Genomic DNA, 18,122 nt, shown 5'->3' on the forward strand with positions numbered 1-18,122 from the left:
TCCATCCCCATCTTCAAAAGCTTGCGAGCTATTTCCAACGCTTGCAGTCTTCTCCAATTCCAGCTGTGCTTGCTCTAAAAGTTGCCTATCTTGTTCCCACAATTTCTTATCCTAATCCCAAAGCTCTTTATCACGCGCAATGGATGCTTCGTCCAAAATCTGCTTCATCCTTTCGTCCTTCATCGCTATATCCCCATACACCTTTCCATTTTACCGATCCACCATGCCAAGCAGCAATAACCATCTGGCCAATACATCATTCCACGGATCCAGTTTGTCAGCCTGCCAATCACGGATCAATTTGGGCATCTCAATAAAATGAAATTCAATCACATCTGTCAGCTTAAATCCTTCAAAGTCCTCATACAGATGATAACTCGTATGAAAACGTTCTGCCTGCTTGACTATATCAAAGTTTAAAATATTTATTGCGATAACACGGGGCAATTCTTTATAACTCATATTTTTCCCCAACGAGTCACGGTAAACGCCCGCCCAATAATAAATCGAGTGCTTCACCATATCATATTTATCAATAAATCGGTCTCTTTTCGGCTCTTAAACACGTGATTTAAGCCGTGATTTTTATAAGAAATCACCCGGGACCCTCGTTAGAAATGACTTTTCAACGAAATTGGACTCCTCTCAAAATTAAATTTTGAGCATAAACATTCCCATGGCTAATTAACGATGTAAAACACTCGGAATCCAAAACACCCCTTCGATCAATAAGTCATTGGTCGAAGGGGTGTTTCGGTTGTCAAAATCACGCGAGCTAGTGACTGTCACCCGGATACTAATTGGTGTCGGCGGTACTATTCTTCTTTAATACTTGATTTTATAGTTACTTTTACATCTTTTGCTGCCGAACCATTTTCATTATTACCTTCATCAGAGTTATCATTTACTATTAAAGGAATATCATTTCCGAATATCTCATTTAATGGTAAATAATTTATAGTATTACCACCTGCAGATAATTTAATCTCATTTTTAGATATTATTACACCATTAAAAACTCCATCTCCCGAATACTCAACTTTTCCATTAGGAGCAATTAACGCACCCGTAAACCCACTACCTCCTCTTAATATTATATCTCCTTTACTAACAATAACTACTTGCCCCGTTATACTTTGCCAACTACTATTTGCATAATTATCAACTAACATTTTTGCATTTGGAGGAATGTTTCCCGTCTCGTTACCTTTAACTACGTATCCATTATTTATATACCAACTATCTTCTTTTAAATCAAAATCAACTATCGGTATTGTAAAACTATCTACACTATCCACTCTTATAACTTTACTTAATAAAGATTGATTATAATTTGATGGTGTTATTAATTTACCAGTATAATATATATTTTTTTTAATTTGGGGAGTCCACCCTAACTCCAAATCACCATTTACATATACATCTCCATTGATAATAGCATCCTTTAATCTAAATTTACCATTTACTCTTACATCACCATATACATTCCTTGTTCCTTCCCAAAAATCTAAGTCTCCGTTTACATATATATGTCCCGGGTCATTTTTACTTCCAAAAGATGCTGAACCTCCATTCATATAAACAGGTCCATTAAAATACATGTTCTTTATATTTAATGAAGAACCTCCATTTAAACTGTGTGTTTCTATTCCATCCATAATTATGCTTCCTGATTCAGCATTTACTGCTGTTCCATGAAAACTAAATATTTTTGAATAAAACAATAAGTCGTCCGTTATTTCATTACTTTCTGACCATTCTATCGATATGATAGCATTGACTCTTCTCGCCTTATTTCCAATTGTTCCTTCTGAAGTGATTTTATATTCCCTTGGATTGCCTGTATTTAATTCTTCTACATCTATCTGCGCCTTAGTTTCCTTCCCTTGGGTATTTTCGAAAGTAGTTGAGGAAAGCTTGGATACGGCTATAATTTTCGTATTAAGCACATTAAAAAACTCTGCTTCATTTTCTGTACTATTATAGACTTCAGTTGTAGTTTCTTCTATTTCTGCAATTTCCACCGTCAGTCCAGCCTCTGCAATGTAAAACACCGACTGGTCATCTCTTTCACCTGTTGATGTTTTAACAGAATTGGAAGAAATTGCGTTAATACTTAGTCCGAGGATAGAAAGAACAACTAGCACCATTAGAACTGCGATCAAGGTGAAACCATATTCATTTTTTTTTTGAAAGCGTTTCTTCAAATTAAACACCTCACCTCATATAGATTTCTGTCTCAATTTCCTTGGTTTCGACTTTTCCCGTTGCATCATTTCTTTCCTTACTTTTAATTGTGATTGCAATTTTACCGCCCACCTCAGTAAAATTTACTTGTCCTCGCACTAATTGTTTAGCATTCATAAATATTTGATTGTCTTCCTCTTTAAAGATAATTTCATCAGATAAATTTTTATTTAAAATTAAAATTTTCGAGCCATCCGTCTCTGCACTTATAGATTTCCGAATTTCTTTTGTAATGATCTTTGCTACATACGACACATCATATAATTGCTCTGCTTTGGTCGATTGCTCTTTGTATTGTTTTTGTCCAAAAACATGAACATTGAGGATTAATAGGATAATGACGGAACTAATAGCAATGACAGCAAGCAACTCTACTAATGTGAGTCCCCTTTCATTGTTTGTGTAGTTTTCCACTCTACTCATTCCTCCAAATTAACACATTTTGCATTCTCGCCCGGTGAACTTCATCTTCAAATACATCGACAATGATACGCTTCAAATCTTCTCCATTGACTTCTACATAAAGATATATTTCAAATTCTCCATCGTCACTTTCCTTCGTATATGTATTCCAATTCCCCGAAGGAGATGAAGGTCTCGGCAACCGTAGCGAATCTGGATCGTAACCTATATCCGAAGCAGTATCACTTCCCTTACTGGCAGCATAAACTTTTTCCATCTCAGTTTGCGCTACATACGTTGCATCTATTATATTTTCAGATGTTTTACCTGTTTTCGCTGAGTAGAGAAACATCATTGTAAACGTTATTAGTATCAACGATAAAATAACGATAGAAGCTAGTACTTCTACAAGCGACAACCCATTTTCTTGCATATATCGATTTTCTTTGATTCTCCTCATATCCATCATCCTTTTCATTAATCCAACTCATTCTATTATGTACAATATAAAATTAATAGTGATAAAGCATCCAGCACTAATACTTTAAACCTATACACAAATCATTTTTCTATATTTTTATAGACTTATATAAATCTATATTACCACAAGTAATGATTCATATTCAAAATTATATTACAATTATTGAGATTAGTAGATGACATACTAGTAATTTCACACAAAACAAAACCCAATCGCATCATTACACGATTGGGTCTTATTATGTTCTCTATTAAATTTCCTGCAATTCCTGCATACGACGTTCAACTGCTGCGTACTTTTCAAGATAGTCCTTTTCTTTGGCACGTTCTTCAGCTACAACAGCTTCAGGTGCTTTGGACATGAAGCGTTCGTTGGCAAGCTTACCTTGAACACGTTTGACCTCACCTTGCCATTTCGCTAGCTCTTTTGTTAAGCGGGCAAGTTCTTCGTCAATATTCAACAGTCCTTCAAGCGGCAAGAATAATTCTGCCCCTGTGACGACTGCTGACATCGATTTACCTGGTGCTGCTATTGCCTTGCCGAGTGTTAAGGTTTCTGGGTTACAGAAGCGTTCAATGTAGCTACGATTCGCTTCCAATACAGCTACAGTTGCATCGTCTTTTGCTGAAATGTACAATGGTACTTTTTTACTCATTGGCGTGTTAACTTCCGCACGAATTGTACGGACTGCCCGGATAATATCCATAAGCAATTTCATATCTGACGCACGTGCTTTATCAGTCAATGTCGCATCCGCCACTGGCCATGCAGCAACAGTAATTGACTCCCCTTCATGCGGCAAGTTCTGCCAGATTTCTTCTGTGATGAACGGCATGAATGGGTGTAGCAAACGCATTGTGTTGTCGAGAACGTAAGCGAGAACAGAGCGTGTCATTTTCTTCGCTGTTTCATCTTCCCCGTACAATGGCAGCTTCGCCATTTCAATATACCAGTCACAGAAATCGTCCCAGATGAAGTTATAAAGGGCACGGCCCACTTCACCGAATTCATAGCGATCTGCTAATTTCGTCACTTGCTCGATGGTTTCATTCAAACGTGTTAAAATCCATGCATCTGCAGCAGATTTTTCACCTGATAGGTCAATCTCTTCATACGTCATGCCATCCATATTCATCAACGCGAAACGGGAAGCATTCCAGATTTTATTGGCAAAGTTCCAAATGGATTCTACCTTTTCTGTTGAGTAGCGAAGGTCCTGCCCTGGTGATGAACCAGTCGATAGGAAGTAACGCAGCGCATCTGCTCCGTATTTGTCGATGACATCCATTGGGTCAATACCGTTGCCTAGTGATTTGGACATTTTACGGCCGTCTTCTGCACGCACGAGTCCGTGAATGAGCACGTCTTTAAATGGACGTTGCTCTGTAAATTCGATTCCTTGGAAAATCATCCGAGATACCCAGAAGAAAATGATGTCATAGCCTGTTACAAGGGCATCTGTTGGGTAATAGCGTTTGAATTCCTCGTTATCGACATCTGGCCAGCCCATTGTTGAAAACGGCCATAGCGCAGAGGAGAACCATGTATCAAGTACGTCATTGTCCTGTGTCCAGTTTTCAATGTCAGCCGGGGCTTCGTGACCCACATGGACTTCGCCTGTTTCATTATGGTACCAAGCCGGAATGCGGTGGCCCCACCAAAGTTGGCGAGAAATACACCAGTCATGTACGTTTTCCATCCATTGCAAGTATGTGTGCTCAAAACGGTCAGGTACGAAATTGACTTTACCTTCTGTTTGTTGCAGCTTAACGGCTTCATCTGACAGCGTCTGCATTCTTACAAACCATTGTGTCGACAAATACGGTTCCACAACAGCGCCGCTTCGCTCAGAGTGACCAACAGAGTGCAAATGATCTTCGATTTCGAATAAAACACCCATGTCCTGCAAGTCTTTGACGATTGCTTTACGACATTCGAAACGGTCCATTCCTTCGTACTTACCCGCTAGCTTGTTCATAGAACCGTCTTCATTCATGACCAAAACGCGCGCTAGATTGTGACGGTTACCGATTTCAAAGTCATTCGGGTCATGAGCAGGTGTAATTTTCACCGCGCCACTTCCGAATTCCATATCCACGTAATCGTCCGCAACGATTGGAATTTCACGACCCACGATTGGTAGTCGTACGGTTTTGCCGATTAAATGCTTGTAGCGCTCATCTTCAGGGTGTACCGCAACTGCTGTATCTCCCAACATTGTTTCTGGGCGTGTTGTTGCAATTTCAATATTACCCGTGCCATCTGTTAGTGGATAGCGCATATGATAGAAGGCACCCTGCACATCTTTATGGATTACTTCGATGTCAGAAATAGCCGTTTTCGTCGCTGGGTCCCAGTTAATAATATATTCGCCACGGTAAATGAGATCTTTTTCGTACAGCTTGACGAATACTTCCTGTACAGCTTTTGACAGGCCTTCATCCAATGTGAAACGCTCGCGTGAATAGTCTAGACCTAACCCAAGTTTGCCCCATTGTGCGCGGATATGGTCGGCATATTCTTCTTTCCATTTCCATGTTTCTTCCACAAATTTCTCACGGCCTAAGTCATAGCGTGTAATGCCGTCTTCACGCAATTTCGCTTCAACACGTGCCTGCGTAGCAATTCCCGCATGGTCCATTCCTGGCAGCCATAATGCATCATAGCCTTGCATGCGCTTCATGCGTGTGAGGATATCTTGTAGCGTTGTATCCCATGCGTGGCCCAAGTGAAGTTTACCTGTTACGTTTGGAGGTGGAATAACGATTGTATACGGTTTTTTATCGCTTTCGGGTTGCGCTTCGAAGAATTTCCCTTTTAGCCACCATTCATAGCGACCTGATTCAATAGACTGCGGATCATATTTTGTCGGCATCGACAAGTTTTCATTTGACATACTAATTCCTCCTTATTTTTTGGCAACAAAAAAACTCCATTCGTCTTAAAGGACGAAGGAGCTGTTCGCGGTACCACCTTTATTCGTGCACAACAAAGAACTTGTGCACCTCACACTTCGATAACGGCTTCAAACCGGTTTCTGCTACTGATTGTCGATTTTCTAACGAAAACGACTTGTTCCCAGAAACTGCTCACGGGTGACATTCGGTCAATTGATTACAGGGCCTCTCACCACCGGCACCCTCTCTGGAGCAATCAAATTCACTTACTATCCCATTCATCGCATCAATATATAGTTGCTTATTATTGTAGCGGAATAGTAGGTCGCCCGTCAAGTATATTATCAATTACGCCTCGGCGTAATTGCGTCCAGATTTTGAATCGAGCTTGCTCGATTAACTCCCTACAAAATCTGTGACATCCGCCGGAGGCTCATCAGGGAGGAATTGAACTACATTCCTCCTTGTTCAGCCGGCGTTTGAACGCCCCCTAAAACAGGATATAAAACTACAGTCATTTCTCTCCTATAGAGGTGAGAGTCTTATGCTGAATAAAGATGAAAGGATTGTGTTATGAGAAGAGGTTATAATCCCTATTTACTGCCACCTTGGCTACGGAAGTGTCGTTTTTACTGCAAAGGAATCATTATCCCGATTTGCATTTTTCAACTGATTCGTCTGTTAATCGTTCCTACAACTGGCGATTTCCTGCTATTATGCTTGCTTTGCGGGTTAGCTTTCGTTTTTTACAAAAATATCATTTGAACGGAAAGTCGTTGTGGAAACTCCGTCTTCAAGCCCTGCAATGAATGCCAGCGCTTCGTCCATTTCGTTGAATGAAGTGCTGGCTTGCGTTGCAATCGGTGTAGCCATTGCAACAACAGCCTCCTCGCTTTCAACTTCTTCTGCCATCGCCATCGTGAACGAGTCATCTGCTTCTACAAATTCTTCTGCTAACTCTTCAGCCAACACGATGTTTACCGGTTCTTCCACCTGGGCTACCATCTCTTCGTACGAGCACTCGACATCCCAAACAACACTAAAAGAGCCTTGTCCGTCCGACTCAATGGATGTGCCCGTCGTGATAACCTGTAACGGACTAACGACTTCTGACGGCAAATCAATATGAAGCGGCACCGCATATTCAAAATAGCCAGCCTCTCCTTGTAAATCAACATCATCAATCAGAATCGCCGAATCTAAAAATTCCTCAGCCCTCTCTCCCTCATCAAACACCACATTCGCCGCAATATGATAAACACCCGTCAACCGAACGGCATCCACCGTCCGCTCCTCCGTATACATCGGCGTCACCTGCAACAACTCCGCCCCCGCCGGCACACCCGCATCCGCCGGGAAAATAAAATCCTCTTGCATCGTCCATTGCTTCTTCTCCATTATCGTTCCCTCCTCTATTCCTACACAAACAATTGTATGCACGGATTGGGTTTGATAGAAGGGCAGCGAGTGGAATTTGGAAACTGGGCTACACCTCGGCGGAATTGGAACACCTAGTTCGATAACTGGGCTACCAATTCAGGACACTCGAACACCTCGATTAAACCGGAACACCCACGGACCAAACCGGGACACGAAATCCGGAAACTAGGACACCAATTCGGAAAACTCGACTACCCCGACGATACTGGAACACCCACGGACTAAACTCGAACACGAAATCCGGAAACTAAGACACCGATTCGGAAAACTCGAACACCCCGACGAAACTGGAACACCTCCGGACCAAACTGGGACACGAAATCCGGAAACTACGACACCAATTCGGCAAACTCGAACACCCAGACGAAACTGGCACACCCACGGACCAAACTCGAACACGGAATCTAGAAACTAGGACACCAATTCGGAAAACTCGACTACCCCGACGATACTGGAACACCCACGGACTAAACTCGAACACGAAATCCGGAAACTAAGACACCGATTCGGAAAACTCGAACACCCCGACGAAACTGGAACACCTCCGGACCAAACTGGGACACGAAATCCGGAAACTACGACACCAATTCGGCAAACTCGAACACCCAGACGAAACTGGCACACCCACGGACCAAACTCGAACACGGAATCTAGAAACTAGGACACCAATTTGATCAACTCGACTACCGTGGAGTAAATCCATCACAAAAAATATCCCCCGACCAATAATAATCGAGGGATAGTGATTCAACTATTCAATTTAGCAAACACTGTATGGAACGCTTCAACCGTTTTAGCAATATGCTCCTCTGTATGAGCAGTCGATAAGAACATCCCCTCAAACTGAGAAGGTGGTAAGAAAATACCCTCTTCAGCCATCAGACGATAATACTCTGCGAACATGCCCAAATCAGACGTTTTCGCTTTATCATAATCCGTGACTTTATCATTCGTGAAGAAGAAGCCAATCATCGAGCCCGCACGGTTCACCGTATGCGGAATATTGTACTTCTCCGCTGCTGCACGGAAACCTGCCTCAAGCTGATCGCCCAATTTCATGAAATAATCGTACGATGCAGGCGTCAACTTTTTCAATGTTTCAATACCCGCCGTCATCGCCAGTGGATTACCTGACAATGTCCCTGCCTGATAAACCGTTCCCGCAGGCGCGATGTTTTCCATTATTTCACACTTACCGCCGTATGCACCAACAGGAAGTCCACCGCCAATCACTTTACCAAGGCATGTCAAATCAGGTGTTACACCGAAATGACCTTGTGCACAGTTATAACCTACACGGAAGCCTGTCATCACTTCATCAAAAATCAAAAGTGTGCCATTGTTTTCTGTTAGCTCACGCAGACCTTCTAGGAAACCAGGTTCAGGTGGTACAACCCCCATATTACCTGCCACTGGCTCGACAATAATAGCCGCCAAGTCATCACCGAATTCATTGAAAACAGCTTTTACGCTCTCCAAGTCATTATAGGCAACTGTAATGGTATTTTTTGCAACCGATTCTGGTACACCTGGGCTATCCGGTAAACCGAGCGTTGCAACGCCAGAACCCGCTTTAATGAGCAATGAGTCACCATGTCCATGGTAACAGCCTTCGAATTTCAAAATTTTATCGCGACCTGTAAAACCACGCGCTAAACGCAATGCACTCATCGTTGCTTCCGTTCCAGATGACACCATACGAACCATTTCAATCGATGGTACACGGTCGATAACGAGTTTCGCTAATTCATTCTCCACTACTGTTGGTGCACCAAAGCTAGTGCCCGTTTCTGCGACACGCTGGATACCCGCAACAACGTCTGGATCTGTATGACCTAGAATTAGCGGTCCCCAAGATAGCACGTAGTCAATGTAGTCATTGCCATCAATATCTGTAATGATTGCGCCTTTTCCGCTTGCCATGAAGATCGGGTCCATATTGACCGATTTAAACGCACGAACCGGCGAGTTCACGCCGCCTGGTAATAAATCTACCGCCTCTGTAAATGCTTGTTTCGACAACTCATAATTTCTTCCCACTTAGTTCTCCTCCAGCCAGCGCGCCGCATCTTTGGCATGGTACGTCATAATGAGATCCGCACCCGCACGCTTCATACTTGTCAACGTTTCAAGAACGACCTTCTTTTCGTCAATCCAATCATTTTGAGCAGCGGCTTTAACCATCGCATATTCGCCGCTGACATTATAAGCTACAATTGGCAAGACAAAATTATTTTTCACATCACGAATGATATCCAAATACGACAGTGCCGGTTTGACGATTAAGAAATCCGCCCCTTCCGCCACATCTGATTCTGCTTCGCGCATCGCTTCTAGACGGTTGGCCGGGTCCATTTGGTACGTTTTACGATCGCCAAACTGCGGTGCAGAACCCGCTGCTTCACGGAACGGACCGTAATAAGCCGAAGCGTATTTCACAGCGTAAGACATAATCGGAATATCTAAAAATCCTGCTGCATCCAACGCTTGACGAATTGCGACGACAAAGCCATCCATCATATTGGACGGTGCAATAATATCAGCACCCGCTTGCGCCTGACTAACAGCCGTCCTTGCCAATAAATCCAGTGAAGGGTCATTCAATATCTTGTCACCCTCGATCACGCCACAATGTCCGTGATCGGTATACTCACAAAGACAAGTATCCGCTATGACAATCAGCTCAGGATGACGTTCTTTGACAAAACGAGTCGCCTGTTGGACAATACCGTGGTCATGATAAGCACCTGTGCCTGTCGCATCCTTGTCGACTGGAACGCCAAACAAAATAACCGCTGGAATCCCAAGTGCAACGACCTCATCAATTTCAATCGCCAATTGATCCAACGAAAATTGAAACACACCTGGCATTGAAGATACTGGATTTTTTTTATTTTCCCCTTCCACAACAAATAGCGGATAGATGAAATCTTCCTTCTGCAACACTGTTTCCCTCACCATTGCACGTAATGTAGCTGAATTGCGTAAACGTCTGTTACGTCTAAATTGTAAGTTTTCCAAAGTTACCCTTCCTTCCATCTCGCCAATTCCTCGACGAGATCCATTAATGTATATGTATCTGGCTTCACATGAACAGGAGCGCCGACTTCAAAAAGTGCTTTTTCCGTTACATGACCAATGGCCGCAATCGTATAACCATCCCAGCCTACTTGCGGAGCCACCTCCTCGGCAAATACGCTCACCGCCGAAGGACTTGCGAATAAGACACTGAGTTGCTTTTTTTGTTGCAATAAATCAACAAGAGAGCCGATTGAATCACTCGCTCTTTCCGTTGCATAAACCGTCCATTCATCCACATCAAAAGGCAATTCTTCTGTAATCGTGACACCTGCAATGGAGCCACGCAGAAATAATACACGACGAATCGCCATTTCAGTCGGCTTAAATTCCTTAACGAAGACATCTGCGCTAAACACCGTTGGGATAAACTCGACGGTGAAACCTAGCTTTTCAAGCGCCTCCGCTGTTCGAGTGCCGACCGCTGCAATTTTTGCTGGAATGGATGCTGCCGAAAAATTATGGCGTACTAACTTCGCTCCAAATGCAGCCACTGCACTTTGACTCGTGAAAATAAGCCAATCATATGTTGGACAAGCGTTCAAACGAAGCTCATCCGTCGGTTTCTGTAGCTCAGCAACCCGAATCAGTGGCAAGGAAACCGGCATACCTCCGTACTGCTTGACCCGTTCAAAGACATCTTGTGATTTCGGTGTCCCCGTAAAAATGACCGTTTCCCCAAGCAATGGTTGACCGTTACGCATCCATTTCCGCCTTCACTTTCTCAATCACTTCAGAGGCTCCTTGCGCCCGCAATATTTTAGCTACTTCCTTGCCTGCTTCAATAGGATCAGCACCTACGAAAGACTGCTTAAAAATTTGCGTTGCATCAGGAGAAGCAATGTAGCCTGTCAATTCAAGATTTATACCGTCATATTCCGCAAAGCCTGCAATCGGCACTTGACAAGAACCGTCCATTTCAGACAAGAATGTACGCTCCGCTTCAACTTCTTTCCATGTTTTAGCATCAGAAATTTTCGCCAACTCCGCAAGTAATTCTGCATCATCTGCACGACATTCAATGGCTAACGCCCCTTGACCAACTGCTGGAATGCAATCTTCCACAGACATCAATTCCGTTGCCACATCTTCGCTCCAACCTAGTCGTTTCATACCCGCAGCCGCCAGGAGAATTGCATCATATTCACCATCATGTAGTTTCTGCAAACGAGTATCAATATTACCGCGAATCCATTTAATTTCTAGATCCGGACGCAACAGCAACAACTGAGAACTCCGGCGTAAACTCGACGTACCCACAACAGCCCCTACAGGTAAATCCATAAACTTCACATGACCGTTTGAAATGAAAGCGTCACGTGCATCTTCACGTGGCGGAATACAGCCAATGACAAGCCCTTCAGGAAGGACTGCTGGCATATCCTTCATACTATGGACAGCAAAATCGATTTCTTTATTATAAAGAGCTTGCTCAATCTCTTTGACAAAAAGCCCTTTACCGCCTACTTTCGACAGCATAACATCGAGAATTTGGTCACCTTTTGTGACAATTTCCTTCACTTCAAATTCAAACGGCACACCCGCAGCCTTCATTTGATCAATAAACCAGTTCGTTTGCGTTAGTGCTAGCTTACTTCTTCTTGAACCTACAATGATTTTTCTCATATAATTCTAATCCAACCTTTCATACTGACAACACTTCAGTAGCTTTTTTATTAGATCCAAAAATGAAACGCAGATAATTTGCTTGCCAGGAAAAAATTAATAATAACAAAAAGAAACGCGAAAATATTTGCCCATGCAAAATCGTTTCCTGTCAGCTTACCACTCCGTCGCATAAATAATACAAATCCGTAAACCCCAAGAAGAATAAATGAGCCCACAATTTTCATATCAAAAAATGACCACTCATCTAACGCTACTTGTGCCCATTGCATGCCCAAAATAAGGCTCACGAGCAATAACGGAATGCCTGTGTAAATAGATGCTTTCATGCCAGTTGTCGTCTGATGAAGTGAAGGCAATCTACCAAATTGCTTAGTCCACTTCTTTTTCTTCAGAATCTTATAGACGAGAAGATACAAAACCGCAAAGACAAAAGACATCGCAAATGCGGTATAAGATAAAATAGCAAATGTAATATGGATAAATAACAGCTCCGAAACGAGGGTATCCCCTATTGGAGATTGGGCGATTTGCATGGGTGCAAACGTATGAATCGTCATAAAACAAAAACCGATAACATTTAAGAAAAAGACCACATGATCTATTTTGTAAAACAAATGCAAAATAATCGACAGTGTAATGAGCAACCACGCATAAAAATAAATCCCCTCAAAGAGGGAAAGAATCGGAAATCGCTTAGCTTCAACCATAAATGATATGAGAAACAGTGTTTGCAGAACGTAAACAACAGACAAAATCCAAAATGCACTTCGATGTGCAATCGTATTTTTATTCAAATAATCTATAAAATAAAAGACGAGGCTTACAGCGTATAAAACGACCATTACTTCATGCAGCCTCGCCATCGTCATATCAGCCATGATGCCTTCTCTGCCTTTCTAAATCAATCACGCCTCGGTGTGATTGCGTCGGGAGGCTTTATCGGGGAGGAATTGAACTGCATTCCTCCTTGTTCAGCAGGAGTTTGAACACCCACTGAACAGTAAATAACATCGCATTCATCTCGCCACCTGTGGAGCTGGGAGTTTTCTGCTGATTTCAGATAAAAAGAGAGTATTTTCAACACCTATTATACTGCTATAGATGCGAAATACTCCCTCAGGCCAGCCCTTAAAATTGTACGTCTAATTGTGCTGTCGCAGTTCTTTGAGCTTTACTTGCCAACCGTTCTTTCGCCTGTTTGACAAGTAGTTCTTTCTCTTTGACAACCTCTTCATCAATCCCGAAAATTTGCTGGAATAGCTCTAGTTTTTCAGTCGCTTTTTTATCCATCACTAATTCTTTTGCCTGCAATATCGGGTCTTTCAATAATTGATTGACAATCGATTTTGTATGCTTACTCAATAATTTCTTTTCACGCTCTGTCAGATTCGGCATTTTATTTTCAATGCTGGACATCGTTTCCGATTGAATACGATGGGCTTTTTGACGAAGTGCTGAAATAACGGGAACAACGCCAAGTGTCGCTACCCATTCGTTAAATTGGACAATCTCCTGTTCAATCATCAGACCGATTTCTTCAGCGGCATGCTTTCTTTCCGCAAGGTTTGCTTCAACAATGCCTTGCAAATCATCGATATCGTAAAGGAATACATTTGGTAAATCACCGATACGCGGATCTAAATCACGCGGCACTGCAATGTCTACCATGAAGATTGGTTTGCCTTTACGTAACCGCTCTGCAAACTGCATCAGCTCATAATCGATGACGAAGCCAGTCGCACCTGTTGAGCTAATAAGGACATCAGCTTCCAAAAGTGCACACTGCAATTCTTTCATCGATTTAGCTTCGCCTCCGAATTTCTCTGCAAGCTCTTCTGCTTTCGACAACGTACGGTTAATGACCGTTACTTTCCCAACACCACTACCGTGCAAGTTCTTCACAGCTAACTCGCCCATTTTTCCTGCACCCAGAATAGCAATATGCTTATCATCCAATGAACCAAATATTTTTTTACCAAGTTCTACAGCAGCATACGACACAGATACCGCATTTTCACCAATTGCCGTTTCCGTATGCGCTTTTTTCGCAAAGGTAACTGCCTGTTTAAAGAGCTCATTGAAAACAGTCCCTGTCGTCCCGATTTTTTGGCCCTCCAGGAAACTGCCGCGCACTTGACCGAGTATTTGTGTTTCCCCAAGCACCATGGAATCAATACCTGCCGACACACGTAGCAGATGCTCAATCGCCCCATCATTTTCTTGGATAATTAAATGCGATGAAAAAGACTCCAATGGTAAATCAAACCATTCAGCCAGAAAGTTTTTCACATAATAACGTCCCGTATGCAATTGATCGACAACTGCGTAAATTTCAGTCCGGTTACATGTCGAAATAACAATATTTTCTAATATGCTTTTTTGCTGTTGCAATGTTTGCATCGCTTGCGGCAGTTCAGCTTCAACAAAAGATAATTTCTCCCGTATTTCAACGGGTGCCGTCCGGTGATTAACACCAACTACGATTGTATACACCAGGTGCCCACACCTTTCACGTTCTATTCATGGTTATATTATATCATACGACAAATATTTCTCATTAATCATTTGTGAACAACATATGACTATGAAGAGTTCGAATAGATTATTTATAATGATTCTAATCTAATCATAGTAGTTATTAGATTAGAATGCAAAATATCTGCACACAGCAACTAGATTACGCAATCTTCAAGCGAGTTAACAATATAATCAGCTAACTAAACAACGTTCACATCAAACTCAACAACAATCATGCACACTAAAAAATCCGGTAGCAGATGAATCATCTTCTACCGGATTTCCTTATACATGTCTAGACTCCGGGCGCCAGCCGCTCGAGTCGCTTGGACCTACATGATGTAGGTCATGCAGTGGAGAGGGATTGAACTGCATCCCTCTTTGTTGCCACAGGGCGTGGCGAACTTAGTCAGCCGGCGTTCGCTTGTCGCGTCTATCAAGCGCCCTGCACTTTTCTTTATTACATTCTACTTTCAATTTCCCGCCAAGCTTCTTCCATCCCAATCCCTTTTTCAGATGAAAACATAATAAGCGAATCAAAGCTTCTCATCTGAAGTGTTTCTCGTACAATTTTCAGGTGCTTATCCCATTTCCCTTTTGGAATCTTGTCAGCTTTTGTCGCAACAACAATCGCAGGGATATTATAATTCACCAAAAAGTCGTACATCAAACAATCATCCTTAGTCGGCGGATGACGTAAATCTACAATTTGAATGACAGCTCGTAAATGCTCGCGTTCCACCATATATTGCTGGATGAATTTCCCCCATGTTTCACGGGATGACTTTGATACTTTCGCATAGCCATATCCCGGGACATCGACGAAAAATAGTTGCTCTTCGATTTTATAAAAATTCAGCGTTTGTGTCTTCCCAGGCTTTGAAGATGTACGGGCAAGACTTTTTCTGCCAATCATCTTATTGATAAATGACGACTTTCCGACATTTGACCGGCCCGCAAGTGCAAACTCCGGATATCCTTCGGACGGATATTGCTCTGGTCTCACGGCACTCATAATCATTTCAACGTTATGGACTTTCATTTTGAAGATTCCTCCAATGCTATTTCGAGAACTTCTTCTGCGTCTGAAACGAGTTTAAAGGTCAACTCTTTTCGAACACTTTCCGGAATATCTTCGATGTCGCGCTCATTATCACTTGGCAAGATAATCGTCGTCAAGCCAGCACGATGAGCACTTAATGTTTTCTCTTTCACTCCACCAATCGGCAACACTCTACCGCGTAGTGTAATTTCACCCGTCATCCCAACCTCACGGCGCACAGGTCGCTTCGTCAATGCAGATACAAGCGCAGTCGCAATTGTTACGCCTGCTGATGGACCGTCTTTTGGAATGGCCCCTTCTGGCACGTGGATATGAATATCGTACGACTCATGGAATTCTGGGTCAATCCCGAACTCTTCCGTTTTCGATCGTACATACGATAATGCTGTCTGCGCAGATTCCTTCATCACATCACCGAGTTTCCCCGTTAAAATCAGTTTCCCTTTCCCTGGGGATAAAGAAACTTCAATTTGCAATGTGTCGCCACCGACCTGTGTATAAGCAAGCCCCGTTGCCACACCGATTTGATTCACCGTTTCTGCCTGACCGTATCGAACTTTCTTTTTGCCGATTAAAGACTCAAGTGTTCTCGGACTAACCGTGACAGTCTTCTTCTCGCCCGTCACAATTTGTTTCGCGGCTTTACGGCAAACCCCTGCAATTTCACGCTCCAAGCCACGGACACCAGCTTCACGCGTATAATATCTAACAATATCTAGAATCGCCGGGTCACTAATACGGACTTGCGACTTCGTTAACCCATGCTCTTTTAATTGCTTCGGAATCAAGTGATTTTTTGCAATTGAACATTTCTCAATCTCTGTATACCCTGCAATCGAAATGATTTCCATCCGATCCCGCAGTGGTCCTGGAATCGCACTCAAATCATTGGCCGTCGCAATGAATAACACATTCGATAAATTATATGGTTCTTCAATATAATGGTCACTAAACGAATTATTTTGTTCAGGGTCAAGTACTTCAAGCATTGCCGAAGAGGGATCCCCGCGGAAGTCATTCGACATTTTATCGATCTCATCCAGCAAAAATACAGGATTAATAGTTCCTGCTTTTTTCATCCCTTGAATAATTCGACCTGGCATCGCACCTACATAGGTCCGTCTATGACCACGTATTTCCGACTCATCACGTACCCCACCAAGCGATATTCGAACAAATTTCCTGCCGAGTGATTCTGCAATCGACCTTGCAAGAGATGTTTTTCCGACACCAGGAGGGCCTCCTAAACATAAAATAGGACCGCGCAATGAATTAGTCAACTGACGAACAGCTAAATATTCGAGAATCCGCTCTTTGACTGTTTCTAGCCCATCATGATCACGATTTAAAATCTCTTCTGAACGGTTAATGTCCAGCTGATCTTTCGAGGCATCAGACCAAGGCAAGGAAACCAACCAATCGATGTAATTTCGGATAATGCCACTTTCAGCTGCAGCGGATGGAATCTTTTCATATCTGTCAAGCTCACGCAACGCCGCTTCCTTGACCCCTTCCGGCATGTTCGCTTCCTCAATCCGTTCAGTTAGCTCCGCAACTTCCAGACCTTTTCCGTCCTTATCACCAAGTTCAGTTTGAATGGCCTTCATTTGCTCGCGCAAATAAAATTCTTTTTGCGTTCTCTCCATCGCTTCCTTGACACGTTCATTAATCTTGCGTTCAAGGTTCAGCACTTCTTGCTCATTGTAAAGCCTTGTAATCAGCCATTCCAGACGCTCATTGACATCTGTCATTTCAAGAACTTCCTGCTTCGCAACTAATTTAAGCGGCAAATGAGATGCCACCATATCAGCAAGTCTCCCCGGCTCTGCAATGGCAGCGACTGAATCATAGGTTTCTTTCGTTACTTTCTTCGAAACCTTCGAGTATTTCTTGAAATATGTAAGTAACGTTCTCATTAAAGCTTCCGATTCGGCATCTTTCTCCTCATCATCTGGATAGCCGATTACTTCAACAACCGGATACAAATCCGCTTCTTCATAATTCGACCATTCTGCACGTTCTACGCCTTCAATGAGCACCCGATACGTACCATTTGGCAACTGCGTTAATGATTTCACTAACGCCAGCGTACCAATTTCATACAGGTCTTCCGCCTCAGGATTTTCTATACTAATATCCCTCTGTGTGGCAAGAAAAATCAAATTATCTTGAGCAATCGCATGTTCGATAGCAAATACAGAGCGTTCCCTTCCCACATCAATATGTAAAATCAACGATGGGTAAACAAGTAACCCTCGCAATGGCAATACAGGTATGTTTTTTCTTTTATTCGTCGTCATGTGGAAATCACCTCCATGAGTTATGTATAGCTTTGCATGTGGAAAAAAAGCTGACGACCGATGAACGC

At 42.7% G+C, this 18,122-nt stretch carries 14 protein-coding genes and 1 other annotated feature; all 14 genes read right to left on the reverse strand.

Annotation, left to right across the window (positions count from 1 at the left end; translation table 11 throughout):
* Positions 1-210: 210 nt before the first annotated feature.
* The 14 genes from N1I80_RS13990 to lon all read right to left on the reverse strand — a co-directional run bounded on the left by N1I80_RS13990 (position 211) and on the right by lon (position 18,054).
* The gene (locus tag N1I80_RS13990; RefSeq protein ID WP_340738481.1) at positions 211-522 is read right to left on the reverse strand and encodes an Rpn family recombination-promoting nuclease/putative transposase; all 312 of its coding nucleotides are present in this window, start codon (positions 520-522) and stop codon (positions 211-213) included.
* 293 nt (positions 523-815) lie between these two features.
* Positions 816-2,207, reverse strand: coding sequence for a pilus assembly PilX N-terminal domain-containing protein (locus N1I80_RS13995; RefSeq protein WP_340738482.1), 1,392 nt, complete (start codon positions 2,205-2,207; stop codon positions 816-818).
* Between the two features lie 10 nt (positions 2,208-2,217).
* Positions 2,218-2,661 carry a PilW family protein gene (locus N1I80_RS14000; protein WP_340738483.1) on the reverse strand — a complete coding sequence of 148 codons (444 nt, stop codon included), beginning with the start codon at positions 2,659-2,661 and terminating at the stop codon, positions 2,218-2,220.
* Position 2,662: 1 nt separating this feature from the next.
* Positions 2,663-3,109 carry a type IV pilus modification PilV family protein gene (locus N1I80_RS14005; RefSeq protein ID WP_340738484.1) on the reverse strand — a complete coding sequence of 149 codons (447 nt, stop codon included), beginning with the start codon at positions 3,107-3,109 and terminating at the stop codon, positions 2,663-2,665.
* A 271-nt stretch (positions 3,110-3,380) separates the two neighbouring features.
* The gene (locus tag N1I80_RS14010; protein ID WP_340738485.1) at positions 3,381-6,026 is read right to left on the reverse strand and encodes a valine--tRNA ligase; all 2,646 of its coding nucleotides are present in this window, start codon (positions 6,024-6,026) and stop codon (positions 3,381-3,383) included.
* Between the two features lie 45 nt (positions 6,027-6,071).
* Positions 6,072-6,318, reverse strand: a binding site (T-box leader).
* 441 nt (positions 6,319-6,759) lie between these two features.
* Positions 6,760-7,425 carry a hypothetical protein gene (locus N1I80_RS14015; protein ID WP_340738486.1) on the reverse strand — a complete coding sequence of 222 codons (666 nt, stop codon included), beginning with the start codon at positions 7,423-7,425 and terminating at the stop codon, positions 6,760-6,762.
* Between the two features lie 789 nt (positions 7,426-8,214).
* Positions 8,215-9,507, reverse strand: coding sequence for a glutamate-1-semialdehyde 2,1-aminomutase (gene hemL, locus N1I80_RS14020; protein ID WP_340738487.1), 1,293 nt, complete (start codon positions 9,505-9,507; stop codon positions 8,215-8,217).
* Entirely contained in the window at positions 9,508-10,488 is a 981-nt protein-coding gene (hemB, locus tag N1I80_RS14025) for a porphobilinogen synthase (protein WP_340738488.1), read from the reverse strand.
* A 2-nt stretch (positions 10,489-10,490) separates the two neighbouring features.
* On the reverse strand, positions 10,491-11,249 hold the full coding sequence (locus N1I80_RS14030) for a uroporphyrinogen-III synthase (RefSeq protein WP_340738489.1): 759 nt from the start codon (positions 11,247-11,249) through the stop codon (positions 10,491-10,493).
* The gene (gene hemC, locus N1I80_RS14035; protein ID WP_340738490.1) at positions 11,242-12,171 is read right to left on the reverse strand and encodes a hydroxymethylbilane synthase; all 930 of its coding nucleotides are present in this window, start codon (positions 12,169-12,171) and stop codon (positions 11,242-11,244) included. Before hemC ends, N1I80_RS14030 begins: the two co-directional genes overlap by 8 nt.
* A 50-nt stretch (positions 12,172-12,221) precedes the next feature.
* Positions 12,222-13,052: a cytochrome c biogenesis protein gene (locus N1I80_RS14040; RefSeq protein ID WP_340738491.1), complete on the reverse strand. Its 831-nt coding sequence runs from the start codon at positions 13,050-13,052 to the stop codon at positions 12,222-12,224.
* 250 nt (positions 13,053-13,302) lie between these two features.
* On the reverse strand, positions 13,303-14,667 hold the full coding sequence (gene hemA, locus N1I80_RS14045; RefSeq protein WP_340738492.1) for a glutamyl-tRNA reductase: 1,365 nt from the start codon (positions 14,665-14,667) through the stop codon (positions 13,303-13,305).
* Positions 14,668-15,151: 484 nt separating this feature from the next.
* Positions 15,152-15,733 carry a ribosome biogenesis GTP-binding protein YihA/YsxC gene (gene yihA, locus N1I80_RS14050; RefSeq protein ID WP_203246763.1) on the reverse strand — a complete coding sequence of 194 codons (582 nt, stop codon included), beginning with the start codon at positions 15,731-15,733 and terminating at the stop codon, positions 15,152-15,154.
* A complete protein-coding gene (lon, locus tag N1I80_RS14055) occupies positions 15,730-18,054 on the reverse strand; it encodes an endopeptidase La (RefSeq protein WP_340738493.1) in 2,325 nt (774 codons plus the stop codon). The genes yihA and lon overlap by 4 nt, the downstream gene beginning before the upstream one ends.
* Positions 18,055-18,122 lie beyond the last annotated feature (68 nt).

The organism is Sporosarcina sp. FSL K6-3457, from assembly GCF_038007285.1.
GTDB lineage: Bacteria > Bacillota > Bacilli > Bacillales_A > Planococcaceae > Sporosarcina.